We start from the raw sequence: 25,868 nt of genomic DNA, 5'->3' as shown, positions 1-25,868 counted from the left end.
GTGTCATTGCCCATCGAGGTCGCCTGAATGTTCAGGCGTCTCTGCTTGTTCCGTGTCTGCGATCTGTTCTGTGTGCGCGAAACGAATTCGGTGGGCCGTTTCGTCAACGACCCACCGAATTCATAGCTCAGGCTGCGCCCAGAATGCTGGCGCATTCGCAGAAGCCGAGGTCACTCGTCCTCGGTCTTCTCCTCTTCTGCACCCTCTGCAGCTTCCTCGGTCGACTCTTCGGCGGTCTCTTCTGCATCCGACTCGGTGTCCATCTCAGCCTCTTCCGAGACGTTGACGACGAGCAGCTCAGGATCGGCGGCGAGTTCGATGCCCGAATCCAGTGCGACCTGTCCGGCCAGAACGTGCTCACCGGCGGCGCGGCCGTCGACGGTGACCTCGATGTACTCAGGGAGCTTGGTGGCGTCGGCCTTGATGAGGATGGTCGACTCTTCCTGCTGCACCATGGTGCCCGGTGCGGATTCGCCGATGATGTGAACGGGAACGTCGACCTCGACCTTTTCGCCGCGCTTGACGATGATGAGGTCAAGGTGCTCGATCTCACGTGTGACAGCGTCGGTCTGCACGTCGCGGGCAATGGCGAGAACGTTCTTGGCACCGTCGGTGCTTTCGATCTCGAACAGAGCGTTGGCGTGCTTGAGGGCCATCATTGTGGCGTGGCCGTCAACTGAGATGTGCACAGGGTCTCCGCCGTGTCCATAGACGACTGCGGGGATACGTCCTGCGCGGCGGGTCCGGCGGGCAGCGCCCTTGCCGAATTCATTGCGGGGTTCGGCGATGAGTTTGAAGTCAGCCATTTTCTCTCCTTCGTGGTGTCCTTATCTTGCCAGCACCACGGCGAAACAGCCTTCAACCGCACTGTCGCTGCTCAATTCGGCCGAAATGGGCCGGTCAGCGTTGTGGGTCAGGACCGCGTCGATAACGGAAACATGTGTTTCCCTCGCCGAGGCAACCCCATCATTCTAGTTCACCGTCGCCGATGGCACCAAGTCGGGCCACCACCGCCTTCGCGCAGGCATCGATGGCGGTCTCGGTGAGCAGGATGTCGTAATGGTTCGTACCCGGTACGTCGACGACGGTCATCTCCTCCCACCGCTGCTGGTAGGAAGCCACGAGTTCAGGCGGGTAGAGCCCTGGTTCGGAAGCGACGAGGTCACGTTCGGCGAAGAGGAACGTCACATCGGCCTGGCGCCGCTGGCTGCTCATCACCGCCGCCAGGGAGTTGCGGTAGGCACCCCCGGAGTACATGTCGGCGAAATCGGCCTGCATCGCCTCGACAGGAGTGGAGGGTTGGAAGCTGTGATCGTCCTTGGCCGCAAGGTCGTAGACGAAGCTCTCCGTGGCCACGGTGTCGAGGCCGTCGACGAACGCCGGGTGCGCGGCGAAGAAGGCAAGGTACTCCTCGACCGAGCCGAAGGACATCGACAGCCGCTCGGCGGCCGGACCGAGGACCGGGGCGATGAGATCATCGGTGTCCAGGTCCTGGTCGTAGAGATCATCGAGCGCTTGCGAGCCGCTGCCGCTGCCTGGCTCCGGCACGGACAGCGGGAGTCCCCCGTCGATGAGGACAGGTCCACGGAAACGGTCGGCCACCTCGGCGTCGGAATCGACCCCGGCGCCCATCCCGGCCAGGGTCATGGCGACGAACCCGCCCATGGAATGTCCGACCAGCGTGACCGGTCCGGGTTCGGCGAAGGTATCGATGGCGGTGAGAACGTCTTCGGCATGGGCCTTCATCCCGAAGGGTGGGCCCAGCAGGCGAGAATCGGCGCGTCCTCGCAGGTCGGGGCCGATGATGCGCACCCCGGGCAGTGCTGAGACCAGACCGGCGAAGAACAGATGGTTCGAGGTGATGCCGTGGATGACGCACACGGTGGGGACGCGGCCGGGCCCGAAGGCCACCGGCTCCCAGACGCCGACGGACAGCTCGCCGCCGGAGACGCTGACTCGGTACCGATTGTAATCGTGGGACGACATCGTCACGGTTCCCTTCACTCTGTTGTCTCCAGTGTAGAGGGAACCGCCCGAGGCAGAACGAACCCCGAGCCGAAAGATCGGCTCGGGGTTCGATTCGGATGAAACGTCGGCAGAAAGTGTCTCAGACCTCGAAGAGGCTGGTCACCGATCCGTCTTCGAAGACCTCGTGCACGGCGCGGGCGATCAGCGGAGCGATCGAGAGCACGGTGAGCTTGTCGAACATCTTGTCCTCGGTCAGCGGCAGTGTGTTCGTGACGATGACTTCCTGTGCCACGGAGTTCGACAGGCGCTCGACGGCCGGGCCGGAGAACACTGCGTGCGTCGAGACCACGATGACTCCGGTGGCGCCGGCGGCCATGCAGGCATCGGCAGCCTGGACGATGGTTCCGCCCGTGTCGATCATGTCATCGACGAGGACGCAGGTGCGGCCCTCGACCTCACCGACGACGCGGTTGGCCTTGGTCTCGTTCGGACGAGTGATGTCGCGAGTCTTGTGGATGAATGCCAGCGGCACTCCACCCAGCGAGTTCGACCAGTTCTCGGCGACCTTGATGCGGCCGGCGTCGGGTGAGACGACAGCGAGGTCGGTCGGGTACTTGTCCTTGACGTAGCCGGCGAGGATCGGCATCGCGATGAGGTGGTCGACCGGTCCGTCGAAGTAACCCTGGATCTGCGCGGTGTGCAGGTCCACGGTGATGATGCGGTCGGCACCGGCCGTCTTGTACAGGTCGGCGACGAGACGAGCCGAGATCGGCTCACGGCCGCGGTGCTTCTTGTCCTGGCGGGCGTAGGGGAAGAACGGTGCGATGACCGTGATTCGTTTGGCGGATGCGCGTTTGAGTGCGTCGACCATGATGAGCTGTTCCATCAGCCATTCGTTGATCGGTGCACTGTGCGACTGCAGGACGAAGACGTCAGTGCCGCGGACCGATTCGGAGAACCGGACGTAGATCTCTCCATTGGCAAAGTTGTAAATGTCAGTGGGGAGAAGTTCCGTCCCCAGGTTCTCTGCGACTTGCTCAGCGAGCTCATTGTTCGCGCGCCCGCTGACCAGGACGAGCTTCTTTTCGCCCGCCGTCGTTATTTCATTCACTTGCCGGTTCCCCTTCAGATGCGGCCTCGGCTGCCTGCGCTGCAGGTGTGCCGGGGCGGTTGCTGACGACCCAGCCCTCCAGGTTACGCTGTGGCGCCACGGTTATGGCAAGCGCTCCCGCAGGGACATCTTTGCGCACTGTTGTGCTCGCACCGGAGTAGGCGCCGTCGCCTACTGTGACAGGGGCGACGTACATGTTGTCCGAGCCCATGCGTGCGTGCTTTCCGACGACGGTGCGGTGCTTGTTGACACCGTCGTAGTTGACGAAGACGGATGCGGCACCGATGTTGGAGCCCTCACCGATCTCGGCATCGCCGACGTAGGACAGATGCGGCACCTTCGCGCCCCGTCCGATGTCGGCGTTCTTCGTCTCCACGAAGGTGCCGATCTTCCCATCCTCGCCGAGGTTGGTCCCTGGTCGCAGGTACGCGAACGGTCCGACCTTGGCTCCGGGGCCCACAACGGCCAGTTCCGAATGGGTGCGCACGACCTGTGCCCCGGCACCCACCTCGGTGTCCTTGAGCGTCGAGTCGGGGCCGACGACGGCACCGGAGGCGATGTCGGTGGCGCCGAGGAGCTGAACTCCGGGAAGGATGGTGACGTCCTCGCCCAGAGACACATCCATGTCGATCCAGGTGGTGTCGGGATCGATGATGGACACTCCTGCGCGCATCCACTTCTCGCAGACGCGGCGGTTGAGTTCCTTGCCGAGGTTGGCCAGCTGCACGCGATCGTTGGCACCCTCGACCTGCCACAGATCCTGGGTGGCCGTGGCGGCAACGGAGTGTCCGGCGTCGCGGGAGAATCCGATGACGTCGGTGAGGTACTTCTCGCCCTGGGCATTGTCTGTGGTCAGTGAGGCCAGACCGTCCCGCAGTGCCGCGGCGTCGAAAGCGTAGATGCCGGAGTTGATCTCCCGGATGCTGCGCTGGTCATCGCTGGCGTCCTTCTGCTCGACGATGCGCAGCAGCGCACCGGAGGCGTCGCGGACTATGCGTCCGTAGCCGGTGGGATCGTCCACCTCGGCGGAAAGGACCGTGACGGCATTGTGCGAGGACTCGTGGACCTCGACGAGGCTGTTGATCGTGTCCGCGGTCAGCAGCGGCACATCACCGTAGGTCACGACCACGGTGCCGGAGAGGTCCTCGGGCAGCTGGGTCAGCGCGCATTCGGTGGCGCGGCCGGTGCCGGGGACCTCGTCCTGATCGGCGATGAGAACGGTCTGCGTCGAATTGATCGGCAGGGATTCGAGGTGGGAGACGAGCTGGTCACGTTCGTGCCGGACAACCACGACGAGGTGCTCGGGGGTGGCACCTGCTGCCGCCGAGATGGAGTGGTGGAGCAGGGATCGACCGCCGATCGGGTGCAGGACCTTCGGCAGGGTCGACTTCATACGGGTGCCTTGGCCAGCGGCCAGAACGATGACGGCGGTAGGTCGGGTCTGCGACATTCTAGAATCCTTCGCAAGTCGGATTGGGCCAGCTCCGCCCATAGGATTCGAACCTATACTGCACGGCTCCAAAGGCCGGCGTGCTGCCATTACACCAGGGCGGAACAGCGTGCGCCAGTAGAGGGCCCGCGCTCACGAGACACCATCATGCCACTACGATGAACCGTATGGAAATTCTTCGCGAGATTCTAGTGGCCCTGCATCTGATCGGAATGGCGATCATCGTGGGTGGATATTTCAGCCTCATCCGCTCCCCCAAAGTCGCCCCGGGCATGCTGCACGGCTCCTATTTACAGCTGATCACCGGGATTCTTCTGCTTGGTCTCGCCGAGATGGGTGACGGCGAGGTCAACCACATGAAGATGGGCATCAAGCTCGTCATTGCGATTCTCGTCACCGTCTTCGCATTCATCGGCAACAAGAAGCAGAAGGCCTTCGCCTCCGGCACTCTCAATGGTGCTCCCGCAGGAGCTGGCGCCGACGCGGCAGTGGCAACCGGGGTGAAGAATCCCTCGGCGACGATGGCGCATCTGGTCTTCGCCGGAGCGATCATCAACGTTCTGGTGGCCGTCTTCGTCCACTGATCGTCACCTCTGAGCATTCGCCGAGGCGGCTCCGTTCCGATCACCCAGTCTGCGGTGGTCGGAACGGGGCCGCTTCTGCATTCGGCCTTCACCTCTTTTCCCTGCGTCAGTGCCGGACGGTATCGTTGATCCGGACATGACTGCTGCAGCTGAAAACATCGAAGAAGCCACGCCGGGAGCCGACTCACGTACGGCCGAACTCCTCACCGGACTCAATCCACGACAGCGCGAGGCCGTCGCCCACACAGGGTCACCGCTTCTCATCGTGGCGGGCGCCGGCTCGGGTAAGACGACCGTTCTGACCAGGCGCATCGCCTATGCGTTGGCCACCGGTCGGGCACATCCCGGTGAGGTCCTGGCGATCACGTTCACGAACAAGGCAGCCAAGGAGATGGCCGAACGCGTGCGTTCCATCGTCGGTCCGGCCTCGCGTGCCATGTGGGTCTCGACCTTCCACTCCTCGTGTGTGAGGATCCTCCGCCGGGAGGCGAAGGTGCTGGGCATGAAGTCCAACTTCACGATCTACGATGCCCAGGATGCACAGCGGCTCGTGTCCCAGATCCTCAAAGAACTGGGCATCGACACGAAGAAGTACACCCCGCGGTCGATGCTGCACCGAATCTCCAATCTCAAGAACGACCTGCAGACACCCGATGACTTCATGCCCAGGCCGAACAATCCGGCCGACGAGGTCCTCGCCGATGTGTTCAAGCGCTACACCTCCCGTCTGCGTCTGGCCAATGCCTTTGACTTCGATGACCTCATCGCTGAGACCGTGCATCTCTTCGGTGCCTTCCCCGAAGTGGCCGACTTCTATCGCCGGCGCTTCCGGCACATCCTCGTCGACGAGTACCAGGACACGAACCCGGCACAGTACGCCCTCATCAAGTCCCTGGCCGGTGATGGTGCCGGTGGTGCCACCGGTGCTGAACTCACCGTCGTCGGTGACGCAGACCAGTCGATCTATGCCTTCCGCGGGGCCACGGTGCGCAATATCGTGGAGTTCGAGAAGGACTTCCCCGATGCGGAGACGATTCTGCTGGAGCAGAACTATCGCTCCACGCAGAACATCCTCGATGCCGCGAACGCCGTGATTGCCAACAATCAGGACCGCAAGGACAAGAAGCTGTGGACCTCGGAGGGCACGGGCGAATCCATCGTCGGCTGGGTCGCCGAGAACGAACAGGCCGAGGCTCGCTTCATCGTCGACCGGGTCGATGAGCTCATCGACGATGAGAAGTTCACCTACGGTGACTTCGCCGTCTTCTATCGCACCAACGCCCAGTCGCGTGCCATCGAAGATGCGCTGGTCCGCTCGGGCATTCCCTATAAGGTCGTCGGCGGCACACGCTTCTATGAGCGCAAAGAGATCAAGGACGCCCTTGCCTATCTGCGCGTGGTGGCCAATCCGGATGACGATGTGAATCTGCGACGCATCCTCAACGTCCCCAAGCGCTCCATCGGCGATCGCACCGAGGGCATCGTCGCAGACTTCGCCGACCGTGAGGGCATCAGCTTCTACACGGCGCTGGGACGCCTTGACGAGATCGTCCACCTCTCGGCCCGAGCGAAGACCTCCGTGGCGAAGTTCTATGACCTCATGCGTGACCTGGCAGCCACCGCCGAGGCGGCTCCGCTCTCACGGGTCATCGAAGCCATCCTCGAACAGAGCGGCTACCTCGAGTCGCTGCAGAAGAGCACCGACCCGCAGGACGAGTCCCGGGTCGACAACCTCGCCGAGCTGGTGGCCGTGGCCGAAGACTTCGTCGCCACTCAGGCCCTGGCCGATACTGCAGAAGACGAAGACGCAGATGACGCGGACACAGAATCAGCCGAGACCGGCTCGAGCGCTGCCGGCGACGAAGGCTCTTCAGCCGTAGAAGGCGATGCGGGCGACGGCACCGACGACGCAGGCGCAGACGCTGCGGATGAAAATCCAGGTGCTCCGTCCACAGCCGGTTCATCGATCGAAGCCTTCCTCGAGCAGGTGGCCCTGTCTTCCGACACAGACCAGATTCCCGATGCCGAACTCGGACAGGTCACTCTCATGACCCTGCACACGGCGAAGGGACTGGAGTTTCCGGTCGTCTTCCTCACCGGGCTCGAGGACGGCGGCTTCCCCCATGCTCGGTCCTTCGAGAACCCCAGTGAGCTCTCTGAGGAGCGGCGTCTGGCCTATGTGGGTCTGACGCGGGCGAGGCAGCGCCTGATTGTGACTCGTGCCGAGACACGCAGCATGTGGGGCCAGCCGCAGTACAACCCGCCGAGCCGGTTCCTGTCAGAGATTCCCGAGAACCTCATCGAATGGGAGAACACCGGCACCTTCTCGTCCAGCATGGGCGGCGGCTTCTCCTCCGGCGGCTACGGCGGGGGAAGCCTCGGTGGCGGCTATGGCAGCTCTCGCAGCGGTGGATTCGGTTCGTCACGAGGGTCGAACAGGTCCTCGGGCTCTCGTTCAGGGTCCGCGAACTCTTCGTCTCCTGTGGCTGGTTTCCCGAATCGGATCCGCCCCAACCGAGAGGTCATCACCGTGTCGGTGGGAGAGAAGGTCTCGCACGAGTCCTTCGGGCTGGGAACCGTGACGGAGGTCAACGGTGTCGGCGACAAGACGGTCGCAGTCGTGGACTTCGGCTCCTTGGGCACGAAGCGCCTGCTGCTGCGCTACGCCCCCATCGAGAAGCTCGGCTGAAGACATAAATGAAGCGCCGAGGTGAAAGTAAATTCACCTCGGCGCTTCTTCCATGCCGGACGCGGCGATGGAATTAAAAGTCACTCATTGCCAAGTTTTCCGTCGACTCCGTCGCGACCCTGGTTGATCTGGTCTTCGAACTTGCCGCCGGTCTTGTCATTGGCGAAGTCAGTAGCCTTATCCAGACCCTGATCGCTGAACTCTTCACCCTTTTCGCTATTCACGGCGTCCTTGGCTTTGTTTGTAAGATCGTCGAGTCCCATACTGTCTCCCTTCAATGGAAAAGGTTCTTGCGAACCTTCTTACACCACTCACCCTGCCATCTATTCCGCTTCGGTGTAACCGAAGATTCCCATTTCTCAGGGAATGCACAAAGTAACCGATTCTGTGAGCTCGGTAGCTTCAGCGTGACTCCGGGACGACGAACGCCAAAGCCACGAGAACCACGGCGAAGATGAGGCCCGTGGCGATGTCGACGGTCTTGGATCGATTGGTCCAGACCTCGGCCCAGGGTTCGGGCATGGCGCGCATCATCGCCAATCCTGCCGGCACAACTGCCAGCACGATCGCACCGAGATGGAAGTCGATGAGGGTGCATGCGGCGGCGATCAAGATGCCCAATAGGCACCCCAGGAGAACCCAGTCGCGCAGGACAGGGTGCGCGTAACGCCGTTTCCAGTAGATCCAGCGCTTGGCGATCGGGCCGCGCCCACGCCTGGCATGGCGTGGGTGGGCCTTCACCTTCTCAGTGGAAGAAATGGCGGCTCCCGGTCAGGTACATGGTGATCCCCGCCTTCTCCGCCGCTGCGATGACCTCATCGTCGCGGATCGAGCCGCCTGGCTGCACGACTGCGCTGATGCCGGCATCGAGGAGGATCTGGAGTCCGTCGGCGAAGGGGAAGAACGCATCCGAGGCCGCCACTGCGCCCGTTGCCCTCTCCTCACCGGCACGCTCGACGGCGAGCTTCGCGGAGTCGACACGGTTGACCTGACCCATGCCCACGCCCACGGAGGCACCGTCCTTGGCCACGAGAATGGCGTTGGACTTCACGGCCCGGCAGGCCTTCCACGCGAATTCCAGGTCGGCGAGCATCTCTGGTGCAGCGGCCGGGCCTGCGGCCAGCGTCCAGTTCTCGGCGGTATCTCCCTCGGCCTGGAACGCGTCGCGGTCCTGGACGAGGAATCCGCCGGTGATCGGCTTGATCTCAGCAGGTGCGAAATCGACGTCGCCGAGTTCGAGCAGACGCAGATTCTTCTTGCCCGAGAGCAGCTCCAGCGCTTCGGCCGAGAACGACGGCGCGGCCAGGCACTCGGTGAAGATCGGCTTGATCGAGGCAGCCAGCTCGGCGTCGACCTCGCGGTTGGTCGCAATGACACCGCCGTATGCCGACAGAGGATCGCATTCGTGGGCTGCCTTGTGTGCGGCGGCAGCGGTGTCGGCCACCGCGATTCCGCAGGGGTTGGCGTGCTTGATGATTGCCACGGCGGGACGATCGAAATCGAAGGCGGCGCGGATCGCGGCATCGGTGTCCGTGTAGTTGTTGTAGGACATCGCCTTGCCGCCCAGCAGTTTCGCACCGGCGATTCCGCGGGTTCCATCGGAATACACGGCTGCAGCCTGGTGCGGATTCTCGCCGTAGCGCAGATCGGTCAGCTTCTCCCCCGTCACCCCGGCGAACGCGGGCTGACCGGCAGACGGCGTTGCCGCATCCTCAGCACCGGATGCGATCTCGGCGGCAAACCAGGAGGCCACGGCCGTGTCATAGGCGGCGGTGTGGGCGAAGGCGCGGGCAGCGAAGCTGCGCCTGGCCGCGAGATCGAAGCCCTGGCCCTGGGCCGCTTCGATCACCGCGGGGTAGTCGCTGGGGTCGGTGATGACGGAGACACTCGGGTGGTTCTTCGCCGCTGCCCGCACCATGGACGGCCCGCCGATGTCGATCTGCTCCACACAGTCGTCGAAGCCGGCTCCGCTGGCCACGGTGTCGGAGAAAGGGTAGAGGTTGACGATGACGAGGTCGAAGGGCTCGATCTCGAGCTCTTCGAGCTGGCTCATGTGATCCGGTTTGCGCGAATCGGCCAGAATGCCGGCGTGGACCCGCGGGTGCAGGGTCTTCACCCGACCCTCGAGGCATTCGGGGAACCCGGTCAGCTCTTCGACCTTCGTGACCGCAGCACCCGCCTCGGCGATCTTCGCTGCCGTCGAACCGGTGGACACAATCTGCACACCGGCGGCGTGCAGTCCGCGGGCCAGGTCCTCCAATCCCGATTTGTCGTAGACGCTGACGAGCGCTCTCTTGATCGCGCGGGTTCCTGTCACAAGTCCTCCTTGAAGGCTCGATTGCCGTTTCGTGCGGTTGGTGAGTGGATCAGACTGGGGACGCCGAGGTGGCATATCCGCTGACATGCCGTCCCTCGATAATGAGGTCGTGGTGGGCAAGATGAGTCAGGAGCCGTACGAGCTCGGCCCGCTCCTGGGTCTTGATGCGTTCGTGCACCGTGTCTTCTGTGTCCGCGTCGTCGACGGGGACTGCGAACTGGGTGATGATCGGGCCCGTATCGACTCCTGAGTCGACGAGGTGGATGGTGCCGCCGGTGATGCGCACACCGTGGGCGAGGGCATCTCGCACCCCATGTGCGCCGGGAAATGCCGGCAGCAGAGCCGGGTGCGTGTTGATGATGCGATTGTGGAAGGCCGCGATGAACGTGGGCCCGAGGATCCGCATGAACCCGGCCGAGATCACCCAATCAGGAGTCAGGTCTGCGACGGTGTCACGCAGCTGGAGGTTCCAGTCTTCGCGGCTTGCGCAGTCCTTGGGTCGGACGACGAAGGTGGGAATCGAGTGGGCCTTCGCACGGTCGAGAACACCCGCCGTCTGCGAGTCGGAGCCGACGCCGACGATCTCGACTCCCCGCTGCGCATCTGCGAACGCGTCGATGACTGCCTGTGTGAGGGTACCGGAGCCGGATGCCAGAAGAACGATGCGCACAGACCCATTCTAACGTTTGTCTCTTCGGCTGTCGGTCAGGGCATCAGAATGCGGACTCCGCCATCCGTCAAGGCTTTTGTCAGTGGACTGTGACAAACTATTCGTGTGACGTCACCAAACAATACTGAAGAGAAGAGCGCGCCCACTCCCGAAGAGGAGAAGCAGGCCGCACCCGCTCGACATGGCCTGGTCCTGATCCTGCTGATCCTCGCCTCGGTCCTGACGTTCACGTATCCGCTGCCGTTCAAGGTCGCGGCCATCGGTTTCGCTATTGCCGCTATCGTCTGGGCGATTCGCTACATCGTGGCCGTCGTCAGGACGAAGCAGAAGCGCAACATGTCACTGGGCATCCTGGGTGGCCTGCTCGCTCTCTACCTCATCTTCTCGACGATGTCCTCCGTCGTCCTCTGGCCGGTGCAGTCGAAGTATGAGGAATGCGTTCGTGATGCCATCACGCAGCAGGCTCAGCTCTCATGCACCACGGAGTACCAGACCGGGCTCGGTGACTGGTTCAAACAGCTCACCGGCCAGGAACTGCCCGGCACGAACTGAGCCATCCTCGACTGTGGATCAGGCCCCACTCGTGGTTCAGTCCTCGTCGGAGTAGTCGGCGCGTCGTTCGTCGGCAATGTGGCCGAAGGGTTCCTCGTCGTCGAAATCATCCTCGTCATCGGAGGATCCCGACCCCGCCTGCATATCGGAGAGCCTGGTCAGCAACAGCCCGACAGCCATGCCCACCGCCACCCATACGGTGACGACCAGAGCCGAGGTCAGCGGCGAGGGCCCGAATGCCGACAGCCCCAGTGGCCCCATGGCCCCGCGAGCGAACACTGCAAGGACCTGGAGCACGACGAAGAGTTTGACCGCTGCGGTCGCGAGCCCGGGCCACGAAGCACCCATCACCTGGCGGGCACGGTTTCGACCGAGGATGACGCTGAGGACTCCGAGCAGGACGAGCAGCACCGGTGCCGCAGCCGTCCATGCGGGGTAGTCACCGACGAGCAGCTGGAGCACAGGCACATGTGGGACCGGCCCCGTCGCGGTGTGGAACACCGAACTTGAGCCTCCGGCTCCCACGCTGACACCGGTGCCTGCGATCCAAGACAGTGAAGCGAACAGGATGCCAGGGGCGAAGAGGAGCTGGATGACGAGCAGACCCACACCGGCAGACAGAGGTGAGCTGTAGACCTGCAGTGATTCGCTCAGTTCGTCCCACCTCAATACGATGCCGGAGGCGATGACGAGGACGGAGAGGAACGCCGACCCCCACAGCAGTCGCTTGACCAGATGGGCGCCAGCTTCCCAGACCTCGCTGTCGAGATCACGAAGGCGCGGTACGTCGTCAACACCGCGCACCCAGAGGAACCCGGCCGCCGCGGCGGACAGCAGCAGGAGACCGATGCGGAGGAAGCCCAACGGTGTCGGTGTCCCCTCCCCCAGCAGCAAGGTCAACGTGACCATCGGAACGGCATAGGCGAGGACGTACGTCGTCACCGCGATGCCGACCTGCTTCCACCCTGTTGCGTCCATGATCTCAACGTCCGCGGATTCCTCTTCGGTGATGCCGGCGACCAGACGTTTGGCGCCTGCGGCGAAGAAGAACCAGATGCCGAGAGTGACCAGGCTCGGAGCCAGTGAGAAGTCGAAGCCCATCGTCGACACGCTCAGCCCGTGGACGACGCCCCACAGGGCGAACGCCCACTCGGGAATGATCGAGTACGGCAGCTGTGATCCGAGTCCGATGATCCAGAAGACGGTGGCGACGACGAATGCCGCGGGGACGGCGATGAGGTCGATTCGCAGGGCCTCCAACAGTCCCAGCAGGATCGGGTGGCGGTGGGTTCGAAGGTGAGGAGAAGTGTGCATCCCTCTCATTTTCGCTGACTCACCGCCCTCTTCCTGGTATTGACCACGCGATTCTCTGCAGTGGGAAGTACAATTGCGCCAGGACACGCTTGTAGACACGAAGGATGCATCCAACGATGAGCAACGGGAACGACGAACCGAATTTCCCGCCACCTCCCACAAACCCTCCCGAGAACAACAGAACGGGATCCGGTGCGGAGACGTCGGCGGACAAGACCAATGATGATTCGGTGGACACAAGCGGCTCCGGTCCGCAGGCGGCAGCCAACGGACCTGAACAGGCTCCGTCCTACCGCGACGATCAGGCCCCTCCGCTCGCTGCGAGCGATTCGGCCCCCGGCAACCAGCCGGGCCAGTACCAGCCTCCGCGCCCCGAGGTGCAGCAGGCGAGCTCGAACCAGCCCCCGCACTACAACGGCGGCCCCCAGCAGGGCGGCCAGCAGCACCCGGGCCAGTACCAGGGTGGGCACTACCAGAATGGCCAGCAGCAGGGCGGCGCTCAGCAGGGTGGTCAGTACCAGGGTGGCGCACCTTACCCAGGCGGGGCGTACCAGTCGGGCCCTGCCCAGAATTCGCCGTATCAGTCTGCCCCCGGTCAGTCCGGGCCCTACCAGACCGGTTCCGGTCCCGACGCCAATCGGACGGGGTCAGGTCCGGGCCAGTCCCAGGCAATCCCGCAGCCAGCACCTGCGCCAGGGTTCGCCGGTAACGCCGCAACCGCGACGCGTGCCGATGCCCGCCCCGAGAAGAAGAAGAACCGGATGCCTCTCTTCATCGCTCTGGGTTCGGTCGCGCTCGTCATCGTGCTGGTCCTCGTCGGGTTCCTCGTCGTCAACACGGTCAACAAGAACAACTACGGACCCGACCAGGTTGCCAAAGACTACGTGTCAGCTTTGAGCAAGGGCGACTTCGCCGCTGCTGAGAAGATTGCGCCGTCTCCACGACCGGAGGGGACCAATCTTGATCTCCTGTCCAAGGAGTTCACAGACGCGTCCTCGGCAAAGGTTGAGAATGCGAAGGTCGAATCGTCGAAGGTCGATGGAGACAAGGGAACAGTCGTCGTGTCCTATGACCTCGACGGCTCCAAGTACAACGTCGAGCTGAACGCGAAGAAGGACGGCAAGCAGGACCTGTTCTTCGACAAGTGGACGCTGACGGGTCCGGCGCTCAACGTGATCTCTCTGGACATCCCGGCCGCCGATGGTCTCAGCGTCAACGGCAAGGACTACAAGGCACAGTCGGGCACCACGTCCTTCGCCGTATATCCGGGCAACTACGACTTCACGATCCCTAAGAGCAAATGGGTCGGTGAAGCCAAGGACACAGCTGCGGTGAATTTCCCTCAGGCCTTCGCCCCGGGCGAGAAGCCGAACAATGACGAAGTGGCTCCGACGACGCTCAATCTTGATCTGGCACCCACGAGCGCCTTCCAGAAGGAAGTTCAGAAACAGGTCGAGAAGGAACTCAAGAAGTGCTTCGACAACAAGGACATCAAGCCCAAGTGCAAGTTCATCAAGTTCGATCCCACTGAGATCCCTGTCGGCGGCTCCGATGAGAAGCTGGCCGATCTGGCCAAGAGTAACACCGCCAAGTGGGAAATGAAGGACATGCCTGAGGTCGATGCGAGCTTCGGTTCGAGCGATACGAACACCGGTTCGTTCTTCACCAAGAAGCCGGGCAAGTTCGACTTCACCGTGCAGGGCAAGAAGGCCGGTTCGTCCTACTTCTCCAACGGCAACCCGCTGTCGGTCTCCGGCAGTGTGAAGATCGACGGGGACAAGCTCTCAATCGAGTTCTTCGACTTCTGATTCGAGTCATCGGCGACGGCAGTCGCTGACCTCGCCGAGGTGGCCCCACCCCAGCGAGACAGTGCAGACAGCGAGGGCCTGGGTTCAATCGAACCCAGGCCCTCGCTGCTTGACGTTTCTCAGCTCGTCGCGGCCCGCACGGGCATCGGCACTTCGGCCGTCTGTTCGAACCAGGAGCCGGCGGCCATGACGAGTTCATCGGCGAAGCGGCGACCCGAGATCTGGGCACCGATGGTCCGACCATCCTCGGTGTATCCGGCCAGGACCGTGCCAGCAGGCTGTTCGGACATGTTGTAGGGCATGGTGAACCCGATGTGCCCCATCGGTTCGTTGACCTTCGGGTAGGGCATGGGCTGTTCGGCCGGGTACGCCGCGTCGGGTGAGACCGGTGAGATGACGAGGTCGTAGGCGGCTGTGGCGGCGACGCTGCGACGACGGATCTCCTGCACGCTGTGATAGCACTCCATGAGTCGAAGTCCGGTGACATCGGCACCGCCCTGGGCCCATTGCTGAATGTAGGGCAGAATCAGGGCCTGTTCCTGCACGGGCAGGGCGCGCAGGTCGCCCCACGAGCGGACTCGCCAGAACAGGTCCATGTCTCTCAGCAGTTCATCGTCGATGAATGCGTCGATGGTCTCGACCACGGCTCCGGCAGCTGCGAAACGATCAGCCGCCTCGGCGATGGTGGATGCGATCTCTGGGTTGACCGGCTCTCCGCATCCGGCATCGAGCTGAAGCCCGATGCGCAGCCCTTTCGGGTCGAAGTCCCACGGGGCGGGAGCCTCTTGGGCGGGCAGGCTGGAGTAGTCACGGACATCGGGGGCGGAGATGACGTCCATCGCCGCCTTCACGTCTGCCATGGTCCTCGCCAGCGGTCCGGCACATCGCCCCATGTACGGGGCATCGAGGGGAACTCGACCGAAACTGGGCTTGAGTCCGGCCAGTCCCAACCAGGTGCAGGGCAGCCGGATCGATCCGCCGATGTCGGAGCCGATGTGAATGGGTCCGTATCCGGCTGCGGCGGCGGCACCGGCGCCTGCGCTTGATCCGCCCGTCGTCAGGCTCGGGTCCAAGGGCGAGCGGGTGATTCCATGCAGAGAGGAGACACCCGAGGACAGCATGCCCCAGTCGGGCATCGTCGTCGATCCCACGATGACGGCGCCGGCCTCTTCCAGACGCTGTGTGATCGGAGCGTCGTGCGTTGCGACGGGAACTTCGACCCAGGCGTGTCCGCTGGGCATCGGCACTCCTTTGCGGGCGACGTTCTCTTTGATCGTGACCGGTACCCCGTCCAGGGCTCCCAGCGATCTGCCCTCGCGCCAGCGCTTGACGCTGGCCTGTGCCGCGCCCCTCGAACGCTCATCGTCGCGGTGGTGGAGAGCGTTGATGACGGGTTCGCATTCGTCCATCCTGTCCACGACTGCGGCCAGGACCTCGGACGGGTCGAAATCTCCTGACGCGTAACCGCTGGTCATGGCGTCTGCACTGTGGTCGGCAAGCGTGGTGTGGCTCATCTGCCGTCCTTTCTTCTGTTGTTGCTGGGGTCAGTGGCGCCGCGTCGGACTCAGTTCGCTGAGGCGAGCGCACCGGCCAGGTTGGGGGTGGCTGCGATGAGGCTGCGGGTGTAGTCCTCGCGCGGGTTCGCGTAGATGTCCTCGGTCGACCCGGCTTCGACGATATGACCGTCCTTCATGACGATGACATCGGAGCACAGATGTCTGACGACGCCGAGGTCGTGGGAGACGAAGAGCAGGGTCAGCGCATAGTCATCGACTAAGTCGGTGAGCAGGTTGAGGACCTGGGCGCGCACGGACACGTCGAGCGCGGAGACGGGCTCATCGGCGACCAGGATCTGCGGCCGGGTCACGAGCGCCCTGGCGATTGAGATCCGCTGTCGCTGTCCCCCGGAGAACTGGTGCGGGTAGCGTCGCATGGCCTTCGTATCGAGGTCGACCGCCTGCAGCATCTCCTCCACCCTGGCCAATCGCTCCTCCCGGCTCAGTCCGCGGGCGACAAGGGGTTCGGAGACGATGTCCTCGACCGTCATGCGGGGATCGAGTGAGGCGAAGGGGTCCTGGAAGACGATCTGCAGATTTTCGCGCAGAGACCTCAGCGCCGATGAGCTCGCGGACTCCACGCGGATATCACCGACCCGCACGTGTCCGGAGCTCGGTCGGTCCAGTCCGGAGAGAATGTTGAGCAGGGTCGATTTCCCCGACCCCGACTCCCCCACGATTCCCAAGCGCTGTCCGGAGGCGACCTTGAAGCTGATGTCCGCAAGCGCACGCACCGGGGATCTGCGGCGCAGAATTCCGCGTGAGCCGAAGTGCTTCGAGACCCCGCTGACTTCGATGAGCGGCGCAGATCCGGCGGCAGTGCGCGCTTCCCCCGCCGAGGCGGCCCTTGGCTCTCGCGTGTCGGCCGGCTCCGGCACATCGGCGGACTCCCGCACGTCGGCTGCCCCATCGTCAGCAGACAGCTCGTCCTCGCCGTCCGGGCCGGCCTCATCAACCGGCTCTGCGCCCTCAACCGGGCCGGCATAGGACAGTGCGGTCTTGAGTGTGTAGAGCCTGCCATTGCCATCGGTGGCTTCGAGGTCGGAGGAGGCCAGGAGGCCCCGCGTGTACTCGTGCTGTGGATCGGTGAAGATCTGTCGCACAGAACCGGATTCGACGATGCGTCCGGCGTACATGACGATGACACGCTCACACACTTCAGCGACGACGGCCAGATCATGGGTGATGAACAACAGTCCCGCCTCCACCGCGGCCACACGCTCGGCGATGAGTTCGAGCATGTGCTTCTGCACGGTGACGTCGAGAGCGGTCGTCGGTTCATCGCAGATGAGCAGCCGCGGCGAGTTCGCCAAGGCGATCGCGAGCATCACTCGCTGTCGTTGACCACCCGACATCTGATGCGGATACGCATACCGAGCACTGCCCGGATCGGGCATATGCACGCCCGTCAGCAGATCGAGAACCCGAGCTGGAATGTCGCCTCTGGCCACCGCACCGTGGATGCGCAGCGACTCGGCGATCTGGTCGCCGATGCGCATCAGCGGATTGAGCGCGCTCATCGGCTCCTGGAACACCATGGACACGAGTTTCGAGCGCATCCGGGCCAGGGTCTTCTCCTTGGCATCAAGGATGTTTCCGGAAAACCCCTGCAGGGATACACTGCCCTCGGCGCGCAGCTCTTCGGGGAGCAGACCCATCACGGACTGCGCGGTCAGTGACTTTCCGGACCCGGATTCCCCGATGAGGCCGACTTTTTCGCCCGGGGCCAGACTCAGTGACACGTTCTCAAGCACCGGTGCCTGTGCGCCGGCTGGTGTGATGGTGAGGTCACGGACCTCGAGCAGATTCTCACTCATTGCCGCGGGCCTCCATCTTCGGATCGAATCGGTCGCGGAGTCCGTCGCCTAAGAGGTTGAAGCCGAGCACGGCGAGGGCGATGAACAATCCCGGCCACAGTGCCAGCTCAGGCTGGGTGGACAGGAACTGCTGGGACTCCTGGAGCATTCTGCCCCAGGACGGCACCGGGGCCTGTGTGCCCAGACCCAGGAAGGACAGCCCCGCCTCGGCGAGGACGGAGATCGCGAATGCCACTGATGCCTGCACGATGACCATGCCGGCGATGTTCGGTAGGACGTGGACGATGGCGATCGCCGGGGCGCTCCGGTTCGAGGCCTTAGCCGCACGAACATATTCGGAGCCGAGCACCTGCATCGTCCCGGATCGGGCGACGCGGGCGAATCCGGGGATCGCAGCGATTCCCACGGCAACCATGGCCGGACCGGTCCCCGGTTGGTAGACGGCGGCGAAGACGATCGCCAGCAGCAGTGCAGGGAACGCAAGCAGGATGTCGTTGGCGCGCATGATCACCGCACTTAGCCACACACCCCACGGGTATTGGGCGAAGACGGCGGCGATGATGCCGATGGGGGTGCCGATGAGCACTGCGATGCCGACGGCCACGACACCGACCATGAGGGTGATCCGAGCCCCGTACATCACCCAGGTCAGGGTGTCGCGGCCGAATTTGTCGGTGCCGAACAGGTGCTCGGGGCTGCCCGACTGCAGTCGGGCGGCCGGGTCCACGGTGCTGGGATCGTAGGGCGTCCACACGAAGGACACGAGTGCGAGGGCGACGATGAGGAAGATGAGGACAGCGCCGATGATCATCGAGACGTTGAGCCGCAGCTTCGTGCGTCGGCGCCGCATCACAGTGGTGGCCCTCGCCGAGGTTGGGCTCGGGTTCTCGCTCATGATGCGTTCCTGATCCGGGGGTCGACGAGGGGGTAGAGCACGTCGACGATGAGGTTGATGATGAGCACAAGGAGGACGAGGACCATGACGATGCCCTGGACCGTGACGAGGTCGCGGTTGGCTACGGCACGCACGAGTTCAGAGCCGATTCCGGGAATGACGAAGATCTGTTCGATGATCACAGCGCCGACGAGCAGAGTTGCGAGCTGCACCCCGGCCACGGTGATCACTGGAATCGCGGCATTGCGCAGACCGTGGACGAACAGTGCCTTGGTCTGCGTCAGGCCCTTTGCTCGCGCCGTACGGATGTAATCCTCACGCATGACGTCGAGGACCGCTGACCGCACATATCGGGTGAGGATCGCGGCCTGGACGAGGGCCAGGGACACGACCGGCAGCACCAGGCGCAGGAGGAAGCCGCCGAGTCCTTCGACCGGAGCCATCCATCCTTGGGAGGGGAACCAGCCCAGTGTCAGAGAGAAGACGATGACGAGGATGATGGCGGCAAGGAAGTTCGGCACGGCGATGCCGATCTGACTCAGCGCGGAGATCGTGACTCCGATCCAGTTGCGCTGCTCGAGGGCGGCGAAGGTGCCCAGCGGGACGGCGATGACGATCGCCAGAATGATCGCGGCGACGACGAGGATGCCGGTGACCTGGACGCTGCCGACGATGACGGGGGTGATCGAGGATCCGGTCACATAGGAGGTTCCGAAATCGCCGGTGAGCATTCCGCCGACCCAGTCGAAGTAGCGCACGAGCGGTGGCTGGTCGAGTCCGTACTGAGCTTCAAGCGCCGCGACCGCCTCGGGGGTGGCATTCGTTCCCAGTGCGACCTGCGCGGCGTTGCCGGGCAGGATGCTCATGAGTGCGAAGACCACCACGGAGGCGACGATCAGTGCCAAGACGAACTGGACAGCACGGTTGGCCAGATAGGTGATCATAGGTGGGGGTACTTCAGTTCCAGCTCAGATCCGCGATCCGGAATGCGTCGTTGACTCTGTTGGCAGGGATTCCGGCGATATCGGATTTCGCGATGACGAGGTTCGGGAAGAGGAACAGGAAGTCCGAGGCCGCGTCCTCGGTGATCGTCTTCGCAATCTTCTTCATCCCTGAGACGTATTCCTCTTCCGTGCCGGTATCGGCCTTCTCTGCGATCTTCTTGATCTTCGAATCGTCGTAGCCGATGTAGTAGTCGTTGGAGAAGACGGTGAGGATGTCCCGAGGCTCGGCATGGTTGATGACCGACATGTCGAACTTGTGTTCGGTGAAGGTCTTATCCAACCAGACGGCGGGGAATTCCTGCGTTTCGATATCGGCCTTGAGCCCGACCTCTTCCAACTGCGCCGAGACGATCTCAGAGATGGCCTTCGCATACGGCAGGTTCGGTACGGTGAAGGCGAATGTCTCTCCTTCGATGCCGGCTTCTGCGATCAGGTCCTTGGCCTTCTGCGGGTCATAGTCCCAGACCTTCGTGAGGTCCTCGTAGTACGGGTCTGTCGGTGGAACCATGGAGCCGATGAGCTCGCCGTAGCCGGCCCATGCGGTGTCCAGGACTGCCTTACGGTCGATGGCATGCATGACTGCTTCGCGCGCCTTCTTGTCTTTGAAGATGCCCTTCGCGTTATTCATCGACAGCACCACTTCACCGTTCGTGGTACCCGAGATGATCTGATAGTCGTTGCTCTGGAACTCTCCTGCCAGTTCGGGGGCCTGGAGGTTGGAGACGATGTCGATCTCTCCGGATTTCAGGGCGTTCGAGGCCGAGACAGCGTCCTTGAAGTACTTGAACTGAACGTTGTCGACTGCTGGGGCCTCACCCCAGTAGTCGTCTCTGGCGGCGAAGTCGATCGACTGTCCGGCGGTGAATTTCTCGATTGAGAAGGGCCCGGTGCCGATGGCCTCCTTGGCCAGGTTGTCGGTGCCTTCGGTGTCGAAGACCGCTCCGACGAGAGAAGTGAGGTTGAACAGCCACGTGTTCGACGGCTTCTTCAGGGCGATCTCAACGGTGAGGTCATCCGGAGTTTCGATCGACTCGACGACGTCCATCTTGGACTTCAGTGCGTTCTTCCAGTCGTTCTGCACTCGCTCATAGGAGAACTTGACGTCCTCGCTCGTGAGATCGGCGCCGTTGGAGAACTTCACGTCCTTCTGCAGATGGAAGGTGTAAGTCTTGCGGTCATCGGACACATCCCAGTCCTCGGCCAGAGCCGGCTGGATCTCGCCTTCACCGTCGACTCGGACGAGAGACTCGTAGACGTTCTCCATCAGCGCCTCGGGGATGGCGATGCCCGAGGTGGAGGTGAAGTCGAGGTTGACCGGTTCAGCAGTGAACGCGATCGTCATCGAATCCTTCTTGGCCTGCTCGCCGGAGTCCGATGCTCCTGCCGAACAACCGGTCAGGATCAGGCTTGAGGCAGCAAGGGCTGCCATCCACGTTCTGATGCGCGGAGTCTTCATCGCTCTCCCATTGTCACGAACCGACGGTGGTTCATTCATCTTCTCTGACCGAACTGTGCGCGGGCGCACACCGGCCTCGCCAGTTTAGCGGAAGTTCTCACCAGGCGAAGCGTGACTGTCCAGATTGTGGAGAAGACCAAATGGGAAGGGCCCGGAGCATGTCCGGGCCTAATGCGCAGGTGTCAGAGGCCTGCCTGTGCCGCGAGCACTGCGGCTAGTTTGTCGAAGGCGATTCGCCGGTGTGAGCGAGCGTTCTTCTCCTCCGATGTCATCTGTGCGGCGCTGATGTCAGAACCGTCGGGGACGAAGATCGGGTCGTAGCCGAAGCCGTGTTCTCCCGCAGGGCTTGTGGCAAGGCGGCCCGGCATGACTCCCTCTGCGGAGAATTCGCGACCGTCGGGGGTGACCGCAGCGGCGGCGCAGCGGAACTGCGCCCCACGATGCTCGCTTGAGATGGCCGACAGTTGGGCGAGAAGCAGCTCGAGGTTGGCCCGGTCGTCTCCGTGTCGGCCGGCCCACCGGGCGGAGAAGATTCCCGGTGCCCCGCCGAGGACGTCCACGGCGATTCCCGAATCATCGGCGATGGAGGTGTGACCGGTGACCTGCGCTGCGGCACGGGCCTTGATGAGTGCATTCTCCGCGAAGGTCACCCCGGTTTCCGGGATATCGCCGAGTCCAGCCTCGGCGGCGGTGAGAACATTCGTGTCCTCCCCCAACTCAGGCAGGAGGATCGCGAGGAGTTCGCGTCTCTTCCCTTCGTTGTGGGTGGCCAGCACGAACGTGGTCATTTGCCCAGCACTTCCGACTGGATGGCGGTGAGGTCGGCACAGCCTTTGGCTGCCAGGTCGAGGAGTCTGCCCAGTTCCTCACGGTCAAACGGTGCGCCTTCGGCGGTGCCCTGGACTTCGACGAACTGTCCGCTGCCGGTCATGACGACGTTCATGTCGGTATCGGCACGTGAGTCCTCGACATAGGGCAGATCGAGAACGGGTTCACCGTCGATGATGCCGACGCTGATGGCTGCGATCGAGTCCTTGATCGGATTGTTCGCAGCGGGGATGATGCCGGTCGACCGTCCCTTGTCGATCGCATCGGCCAGCGCCACGTAGGCTCCCGTGATCGATGCGGTGCGGGTGCCGCCGTCGGCCTGGAGAACGTCGCAGTCGAGGACGAGGGTGTTCTCGCCGAGCTTGTCGAGGTCGATGACGGCCCTCAGGCTGCGGCCGATGAGGCGGGAGATCTCATGTGTGCGACCGCCGAGCTTGCCTTTGACGGACTCGCGGGTGTTGCGGGAGTCCGTGGCTCGCGGCAGCATCGCGTATTCGGCGGTGACCCATCCACGTCCCTGGCCCTTGAGCCAGCGCGGCACTCCTGCGGTCAGTGAGGCCGCGACCAGGACACGGGTGTTGCCGAATTCCACCAAGGCGGATCCTTCGGCGGTGTTGATCCAGTTGCGAGTGATCGTCACTTCGCGGAGTTCGTCGGCATTTCGTCCGTCTGCGCGCACTGTGGGCCTCTTTCGGTTGTCGGTGCTGTTCTGTTGCGTCCTGAGTGTTCTGTGATCTCTCTCGCTGGAGAGTCTCACACGGTCCAGCTGTTGCCTGGTTTGGCCAGTTCGATGGGTCCACGGTATTCGCGGGCTGCTTCTCCACGGACGATGGAGCAGTCCGTCCAGGAGGGAATGTGGGTGAGGACGAGTGACTTGGCATCTGCCGCCTGTGCCACACGTCCGGCACGTTTGCCGGTGAGGTGGATGCCGCGAGCAGTGTCGCGGTCTTCTTGGAAGGCGGCTTCGCAGAGGAACAGGTCCGCTCCGCGGGCTGCTGCGACGAGGTTGTCGCATTCGTCGCTGTCACCGGAGTAGGTGATCACCGCGCCCTTGGCGTCGGTGATGCGCAGGGCATAGGCCTCGACCGGGTGGTCGACGAGGAACGATTCGATCGTCAGGCTGCCCACCTGATGGCTGGTCCCGTGATCGATGTCGGTGAAGTCGAAGGCGTGGCTGAGGTCGGAGTCGTGTGCGCTGGCAGCGACTGGGGACTTCCCAGGATCTGTGTAGTAGGCACGGGTCAATCGTTCCTGTGCGCCCGCGGGTGCGAGGACGCTTGTCCTCGTGCGGATCGACCCCGTGTCGGAGATGTTGCCGTTGAAGAACTTCGGGTCATAGCAGTGCTTGACGTAGAGACCGGTCATGTCCATGCAGTGGTCGGGGTGAAGATGGCTGAGTACGACCGCGCTCAGCCCGTCCGTGTCGACCGCGCGCTGCAGCGGGCTCAGTGCCCCGGATCCGAGGTCGAGGACGACGCGCGTCGGCTTTTCCTCGTCTGTTTCGATGAGGTAGCAGCTGGCTGCGGAATTGGGTCCGGGAAAGGAGCCGGCGGTGCCGATGGCAGTGAGTTTCATACGTCGTCGTCCCCCGGCAGATCGCTGAGCAAGGTAGTGGTGAGTCGGTCCTGAATCCAAGTCAGGAAGTCATACAGGGTCAGCGTGAGTTCCTCGGACTCATCGAGGTCCTCCCGCTGAGCGTATTTCTCTTCCTGGGCTTCTTCGGTGTCGATGCCCATACGAACGGCAAGCACCAGACGCAGATCGTTGAGACCTTTCATCCACGCCAGAACTTCATCGTGGCTCAAGGTGATTGAGGGCCCCTTGGCCAGCCCGTTGAGCACGATGCGCACGTTGTGGGCCTTCGCCTGCTGAAGGTCGAACTCTGTGAGGCGTCGGAACTCCTGTGAACGTTCTTCATCGAGTGGGTCGACGTCGGGGAAGAGCCGCAGCAGAGCGGGGTCCTGGGGGCGTGGCCGTTCGACCAGCCCGAGGCGTGCCTCCCAATTCTCCGAATCGGGGCGACCGTCTTCGTTGTCGTCTTCTGTCAGCAGTGCTGCCAAGTCGGTGAAGACGGTGAGCATGAGGGATCGTTCGTTGTCCTCGAGTTTGAGGACGACATCGTCCCCACGGGCATCGATTGCAGCCATATCTCAGTCGGATCCTGATTCGGGTTGGCACGCGGCCCACAGGCCGTATTCGTGCATGGCCTGGGTGTCCCGCTCCATGGCTTCGCGGCCGCCTGTGGCAACGACGGAGCGACCGTTTTCATGGACTTCAAGCATCAGCGAGTGAGCCTTCTCGGTCGAATAGCCGAAGTAGGCTTGGAAGACATAGCTGACGTAGCTCATGAGATTGACGGGGTCGTTGAAGACGACGGTCTTCCATGGCTTTGCCTGTTCTGTCGCCGGTCGGATGTCGACCTCCGGCTCCAGAACTGGAGTCGTTGGATTGCTCACGTTTCCACCTTACGGCAGAACACTGACGCTGTCGTGACGTAGTATCGCGCCTATGAGTGATCTCACACGGACCGGTTCGACGGCTTTCTACACCGATCAGTACGAATTGACGATGGTCCAGGCTGCCCTGGAATCGGGTGCTGCGCACCGCAGGAGCCTGTTCGAAGTCTTCGGTCGCAGCCTGCCTGCCGGTCGGCGCTACGGTGTCGTTGCCGGTACAGGTCGCATTCTCGAGATGCTCAAGGACTTCCGCTTCGGCGACGATGAGCTCTCGTTCCTCAGCCGCGAGCAGATCGTCGACTCGCGAACCATCGACTGGTTGGCCGACTACTCGTTCTCCGGCAGCATTCGAGGGTATGCCGAGGGCGAGATCTACTTCCCCGGGTCACCTCTGATGACGATTGAGTCCACGTTCGCCGAAGGAGTCATCCTCGAAACGCTCATCCTCTCGGCGATGAACTATGACTGTGCCGTCGCCTCGGCGGCCTCGCGCATGGCCCAGGCCGCAGGAGATCGACCCTGTGCGGAGATGGGTGGACGCCGCACCAACGAACATGCAGCGGTCGCGGCCGCCCGCGCTGCAGTCATCGGCGGGTTCGCATCGACGTCGAATCTCGCCGCCGGACTCCGGTACGGTCTGCGCACCATCGGCACCTCGGCCCATTCCTTCACTCTTCTCCACGATTCCGAGCAGGAGGCCTTCGCCGCTCAGCTCAGATCTTTGGGAACCGACACCACTCTGCTTCTGGACACCTATGACGTCGAGGAGGCGCTGGCGACGGCTGTACGTCTGGCCGGTGAGAATCTGGGCGGCGTGCGCATCGACTCGGGCGACCTCGTCGAGCAGGCCAGCGAAGTTCGGGCCGGTCTCGACCGCCTCGGCGCTCATGACACCACCATCACCGTCACCAGCGACCTCGACGAATATGCGATCGCCGCTCTCGCCGCGTCGCCAGTGGATTCCTATGGTGTCGGAACACGAGTGGTCACCGGCTCGGGTGCTCCGGCCGCCGGACTCGTCTACAAGCTCGTGGCCCGAGCCGACGAGTCGGGCGCCTGGACTTCGGTGGCGAAGAACTCGACAGGCAAGCCCTCACGAGGAGGGCACAAAGACGCTCTGCGCCTCATCGATGGGGCCATCGCGGTCGAAGAGGCCGTGGGCATCCCGACACTGCCCGATGACCTCGGCGATGGTCGTTCGCTGACTGTCGACCTCGTCGTCGATGGTGAGATCGATGAGTCCTATATCGGCGCGGCCGGAGTCACGAAGGCCTGCGCCCGACATGACGAGTCTCTGGCCGAGCTGCCACGTTCGGCCCGCCGCATGCAGGACGGCGAACCCGCGATCCCCACAGTGTTCTACCCCAAATGATCAGGACCTGAGTCACCTGAG

Annotated in this window: 24 protein-coding genes and 1 tRNA gene; 5 read left to right on the top strand and 20 right to left on the bottom strand. The window is 63.2% G+C overall.

The features are described from left to right. Positions 1-170 precede the first annotated feature (170 nt). From LQ788_RS07120 to LQ788_RS07100, 5 genes are all read right to left on the bottom strand, one after another. Entirely contained in the window at positions 171-806 is a 636-nt protein-coding gene (locus LQ788_RS07120; RefSeq protein ID WP_231446151.1) for a 50S ribosomal protein L25/general stress protein Ctc, read from the bottom strand. Positions 807-966: 160 nt separating this feature from the next. Continuing rightward, positions 967-2,004 (bottom strand): alpha/beta fold hydrolase, encoded by a 1,038-nt coding sequence (locus LQ788_RS07115; RefSeq protein WP_231446149.1) that lies wholly within the window; start codon positions 2,002-2,004, stop codon positions 967-969. Positions 2,005-2,107: 103 nt separating this feature from the next. Continuing rightward, positions 2,108-3,079: a ribose-phosphate diphosphokinase gene (locus LQ788_RS07110; protein WP_231446148.1), complete on the bottom strand. Its 972-nt coding sequence runs from the start codon at positions 3,077-3,079 to the stop codon at positions 2,108-2,110. Continuing rightward, complete coding sequence (glmU, locus tag LQ788_RS07105) at positions 3,072-4,529, bottom strand: bifunctional UDP-N-acetylglucosamine diphosphorylase/glucosamine-1-phosphate N-acetyltransferase GlmU (RefSeq protein WP_231446146.1); 1,458 nt, start codon at positions 4,527-4,529, stop codon at positions 3,072-3,074. Before glmU ends, LQ788_RS07110 begins: the two co-directional genes overlap by 8 nt. A gap of 32 nt (positions 4,530-4,561) precedes the next feature. Then, positions 4,562-4,633 (bottom strand) — tRNA-Gln (locus LQ788_RS07100). A gap of 63 nt (positions 4,634-4,696) precedes the next feature. On the opposite strand from LQ788_RS07100, the gene LQ788_RS07095 reads away from it, so the two are divergent. Both LQ788_RS07095 and LQ788_RS07090 read left to right on the top strand, forming a co-directional pair. Beyond that, complete coding sequence (locus LQ788_RS07095; protein ID WP_009884012.1) at positions 4,697-5,113, top strand: hypothetical protein; 417 nt, start codon at positions 4,697-4,699, stop codon at positions 5,111-5,113. Between the two features lie 136 nt (positions 5,114-5,249). Beyond that, positions 5,250-7,802 (top strand): UvrD-helicase domain-containing protein, encoded by a 2,553-nt coding sequence (locus LQ788_RS07090; RefSeq protein WP_231446144.1) that lies wholly within the window; start codon positions 5,250-5,252, stop codon positions 7,800-7,802. A gap of 80 nt (positions 7,803-7,882) precedes the next feature. Here LQ788_RS07090 and LQ788_RS07085 read toward each other — a convergent pair whose 3' ends face one another. From LQ788_RS07085 to purN, 4 genes are all read right to left on the bottom strand, one after another. Beyond that, positions 7,883-8,065, bottom strand: a complete 183-nt coding sequence (locus tag LQ788_RS07085) for an antitoxin (protein ID WP_009884014.1) — start codon at positions 8,063-8,065, stop codon at positions 7,883-7,885. Between the two features lie 139 nt (positions 8,066-8,204). After that, the gene (locus LQ788_RS07080) at positions 8,205-8,543 is read right to left on the bottom strand and encodes a hypothetical protein (protein WP_231446143.1); all 339 of its coding nucleotides are present in this window, start codon (positions 8,541-8,543) and stop codon (positions 8,205-8,207) included. A 4-nt stretch (positions 8,544-8,547) separates the two neighbouring features. Further along, a complete protein-coding gene (gene purH / locus LQ788_RS07075; protein WP_231446141.1) occupies positions 8,548-10,119 on the bottom strand; it encodes a bifunctional phosphoribosylaminoimidazolecarboxamide formyltransferase/IMP cyclohydrolase in 1,572 nt (523 codons plus the stop codon). A 49-nt stretch (positions 10,120-10,168) separates the two neighbouring features. Continuing rightward, the gene (gene purN / locus LQ788_RS07070) at positions 10,169-10,789 is read right to left on the bottom strand and encodes a phosphoribosylglycinamide formyltransferase (RefSeq protein ID WP_231446139.1); all 621 of its coding nucleotides are present in this window, start codon (positions 10,787-10,789) and stop codon (positions 10,169-10,171) included. Between the two features lie 105 nt (positions 10,790-10,894). Between purN and LQ788_RS07065 the strand changes: the two genes are divergently transcribed. Next, positions 10,895-11,341 carry a hypothetical protein gene (locus LQ788_RS07065; protein ID WP_069599808.1) on the top strand — a complete coding sequence of 149 codons (447 nt, stop codon included), beginning with the start codon at positions 10,895-10,897 and terminating at the stop codon, positions 11,339-11,341. 36 nt (positions 11,342-11,377) lie between these two features. Here the strand turns inward: LQ788_RS07065 and LQ788_RS07060 are convergent, their stop codons facing one another. Continuing rightward, entirely contained in the window at positions 11,378-12,655 is a 1,278-nt protein-coding gene (locus tag LQ788_RS07060) for a cell division protein PerM (protein ID WP_231446138.1), read from the bottom strand. 116 nt (positions 12,656-12,771) lie between these two features. Here LQ788_RS07060 and LQ788_RS07055 point away from each other — a divergent pair, with 116 nt between their 5' ends. Further along, positions 12,772-14,463, top strand: coding sequence for a zinc ribbon domain-containing protein (locus LQ788_RS07055; RefSeq protein ID WP_231446136.1), 1,692 nt, complete (start codon positions 12,772-12,774; stop codon positions 14,461-14,463). A 119-nt stretch (positions 14,464-14,582) separates the two neighbouring features. Here the strand turns inward: LQ788_RS07055 and LQ788_RS07050 are convergent, their stop codons facing one another. From LQ788_RS07050 to clpS, 10 genes are all read right to left on the bottom strand, one after another. Continuing rightward, entirely contained in the window at positions 14,583-15,977 is a 1,395-nt protein-coding gene (locus tag LQ788_RS07050) for an amidase (protein ID WP_231446134.1), read from the bottom strand. A 50-nt stretch (positions 15,978-16,027) separates the two neighbouring features. Then, on the bottom strand, positions 16,028-17,836 hold the full coding sequence (locus LQ788_RS07045) for a dipeptide ABC transporter ATP-binding protein (protein ID WP_231446131.1): 1,809 nt from the start codon (positions 17,834-17,836) through the stop codon (positions 16,028-16,030). Then, positions 17,829-18,731: an ABC transporter permease gene (locus tag LQ788_RS07040; RefSeq protein ID WP_231446129.1), complete on the bottom strand. Its 903-nt coding sequence runs from the start codon at positions 18,729-18,731 to the stop codon at positions 17,829-17,831. The genes LQ788_RS07045 and LQ788_RS07040 overlap by 8 nt, the downstream gene beginning before the upstream one ends. Beyond that, the gene (locus LQ788_RS07035) at positions 18,728-19,675 is read right to left on the bottom strand and encodes an ABC transporter permease (RefSeq protein ID WP_231446127.1); all 948 of its coding nucleotides are present in this window, start codon (positions 19,673-19,675) and stop codon (positions 18,728-18,730) included. Before LQ788_RS07035 ends, LQ788_RS07040 begins: the two co-directional genes overlap by 4 nt. 13 nt (positions 19,676-19,688) lie before the next feature. Then, the gene (locus tag LQ788_RS07030; protein WP_231446125.1) at positions 19,689-21,191 is read right to left on the bottom strand and encodes an ABC transporter substrate-binding protein; all 1,503 of its coding nucleotides are present in this window, start codon (positions 21,189-21,191) and stop codon (positions 19,689-19,691) included. Positions 21,192-21,373: 182 nt separating this feature from the next. Beyond that, positions 21,374-21,979, bottom strand: coding sequence for an RdgB/HAM1 family non-canonical purine NTP pyrophosphatase (rdgB, locus tag LQ788_RS07025; RefSeq protein ID WP_231446123.1), 606 nt, complete (start codon positions 21,977-21,979; stop codon positions 21,374-21,376). Further along, positions 21,976-22,698: a ribonuclease PH gene (gene rph, locus LQ788_RS07020; protein WP_231446122.1), complete on the bottom strand. Its 723-nt coding sequence runs from the start codon at positions 22,696-22,698 to the stop codon at positions 21,976-21,978. The genes rdgB and rph overlap by 4 nt, the downstream gene beginning before the upstream one ends. Positions 22,699-22,772: 74 nt before the next feature. Beyond that, on the bottom strand, positions 22,773-23,594 hold the full coding sequence (locus LQ788_RS07015) for an MBL fold metallo-hydrolase (protein ID WP_231446117.1): 822 nt from the start codon (positions 23,592-23,594) through the stop codon (positions 22,773-22,775). Further along, positions 23,591-24,166, bottom strand: a complete 576-nt coding sequence (locus tag LQ788_RS07010; protein ID WP_231446115.1) for a DUF2017 family protein — start codon at positions 24,164-24,166, stop codon at positions 23,591-23,593. The genes LQ788_RS07015 and LQ788_RS07010 overlap by 4 nt, the downstream gene beginning before the upstream one ends. Before the next feature lie 3 nt (positions 24,167-24,169). Further along, positions 24,170-24,475 (bottom strand): ATP-dependent Clp protease adapter ClpS, encoded by a 306-nt coding sequence (gene clpS / locus LQ788_RS07005; protein WP_069599797.1) that lies wholly within the window; start codon positions 24,473-24,475, stop codon positions 24,170-24,172. 52 nt (positions 24,476-24,527) lie between these two features. On the opposite strand from clpS, the gene LQ788_RS07000 reads away from it, so the two are divergent. Beyond that, positions 24,528-25,847, top strand: a complete 1,320-nt coding sequence (locus LQ788_RS07000) for a nicotinate phosphoribosyltransferase (RefSeq protein WP_231446113.1) — start codon at positions 24,528-24,530, stop codon at positions 25,845-25,847. Positions 25,848-25,868: the final 21 nt, after the last annotated feature.

The sequence above is a fragment of the Brevibacterium zhoupengii genome (assembly GCF_021117425.1).
Classification (GTDB): Bacteria; Actinomycetota; Actinomycetes; order Actinomycetales; family Brevibacteriaceae; genus Brevibacterium; species Brevibacterium zhoupengii.
Note: the sequence above shows the minus strand (reverse complement) of the source record. Positions and strands in the feature narration are given on the sequence as shown.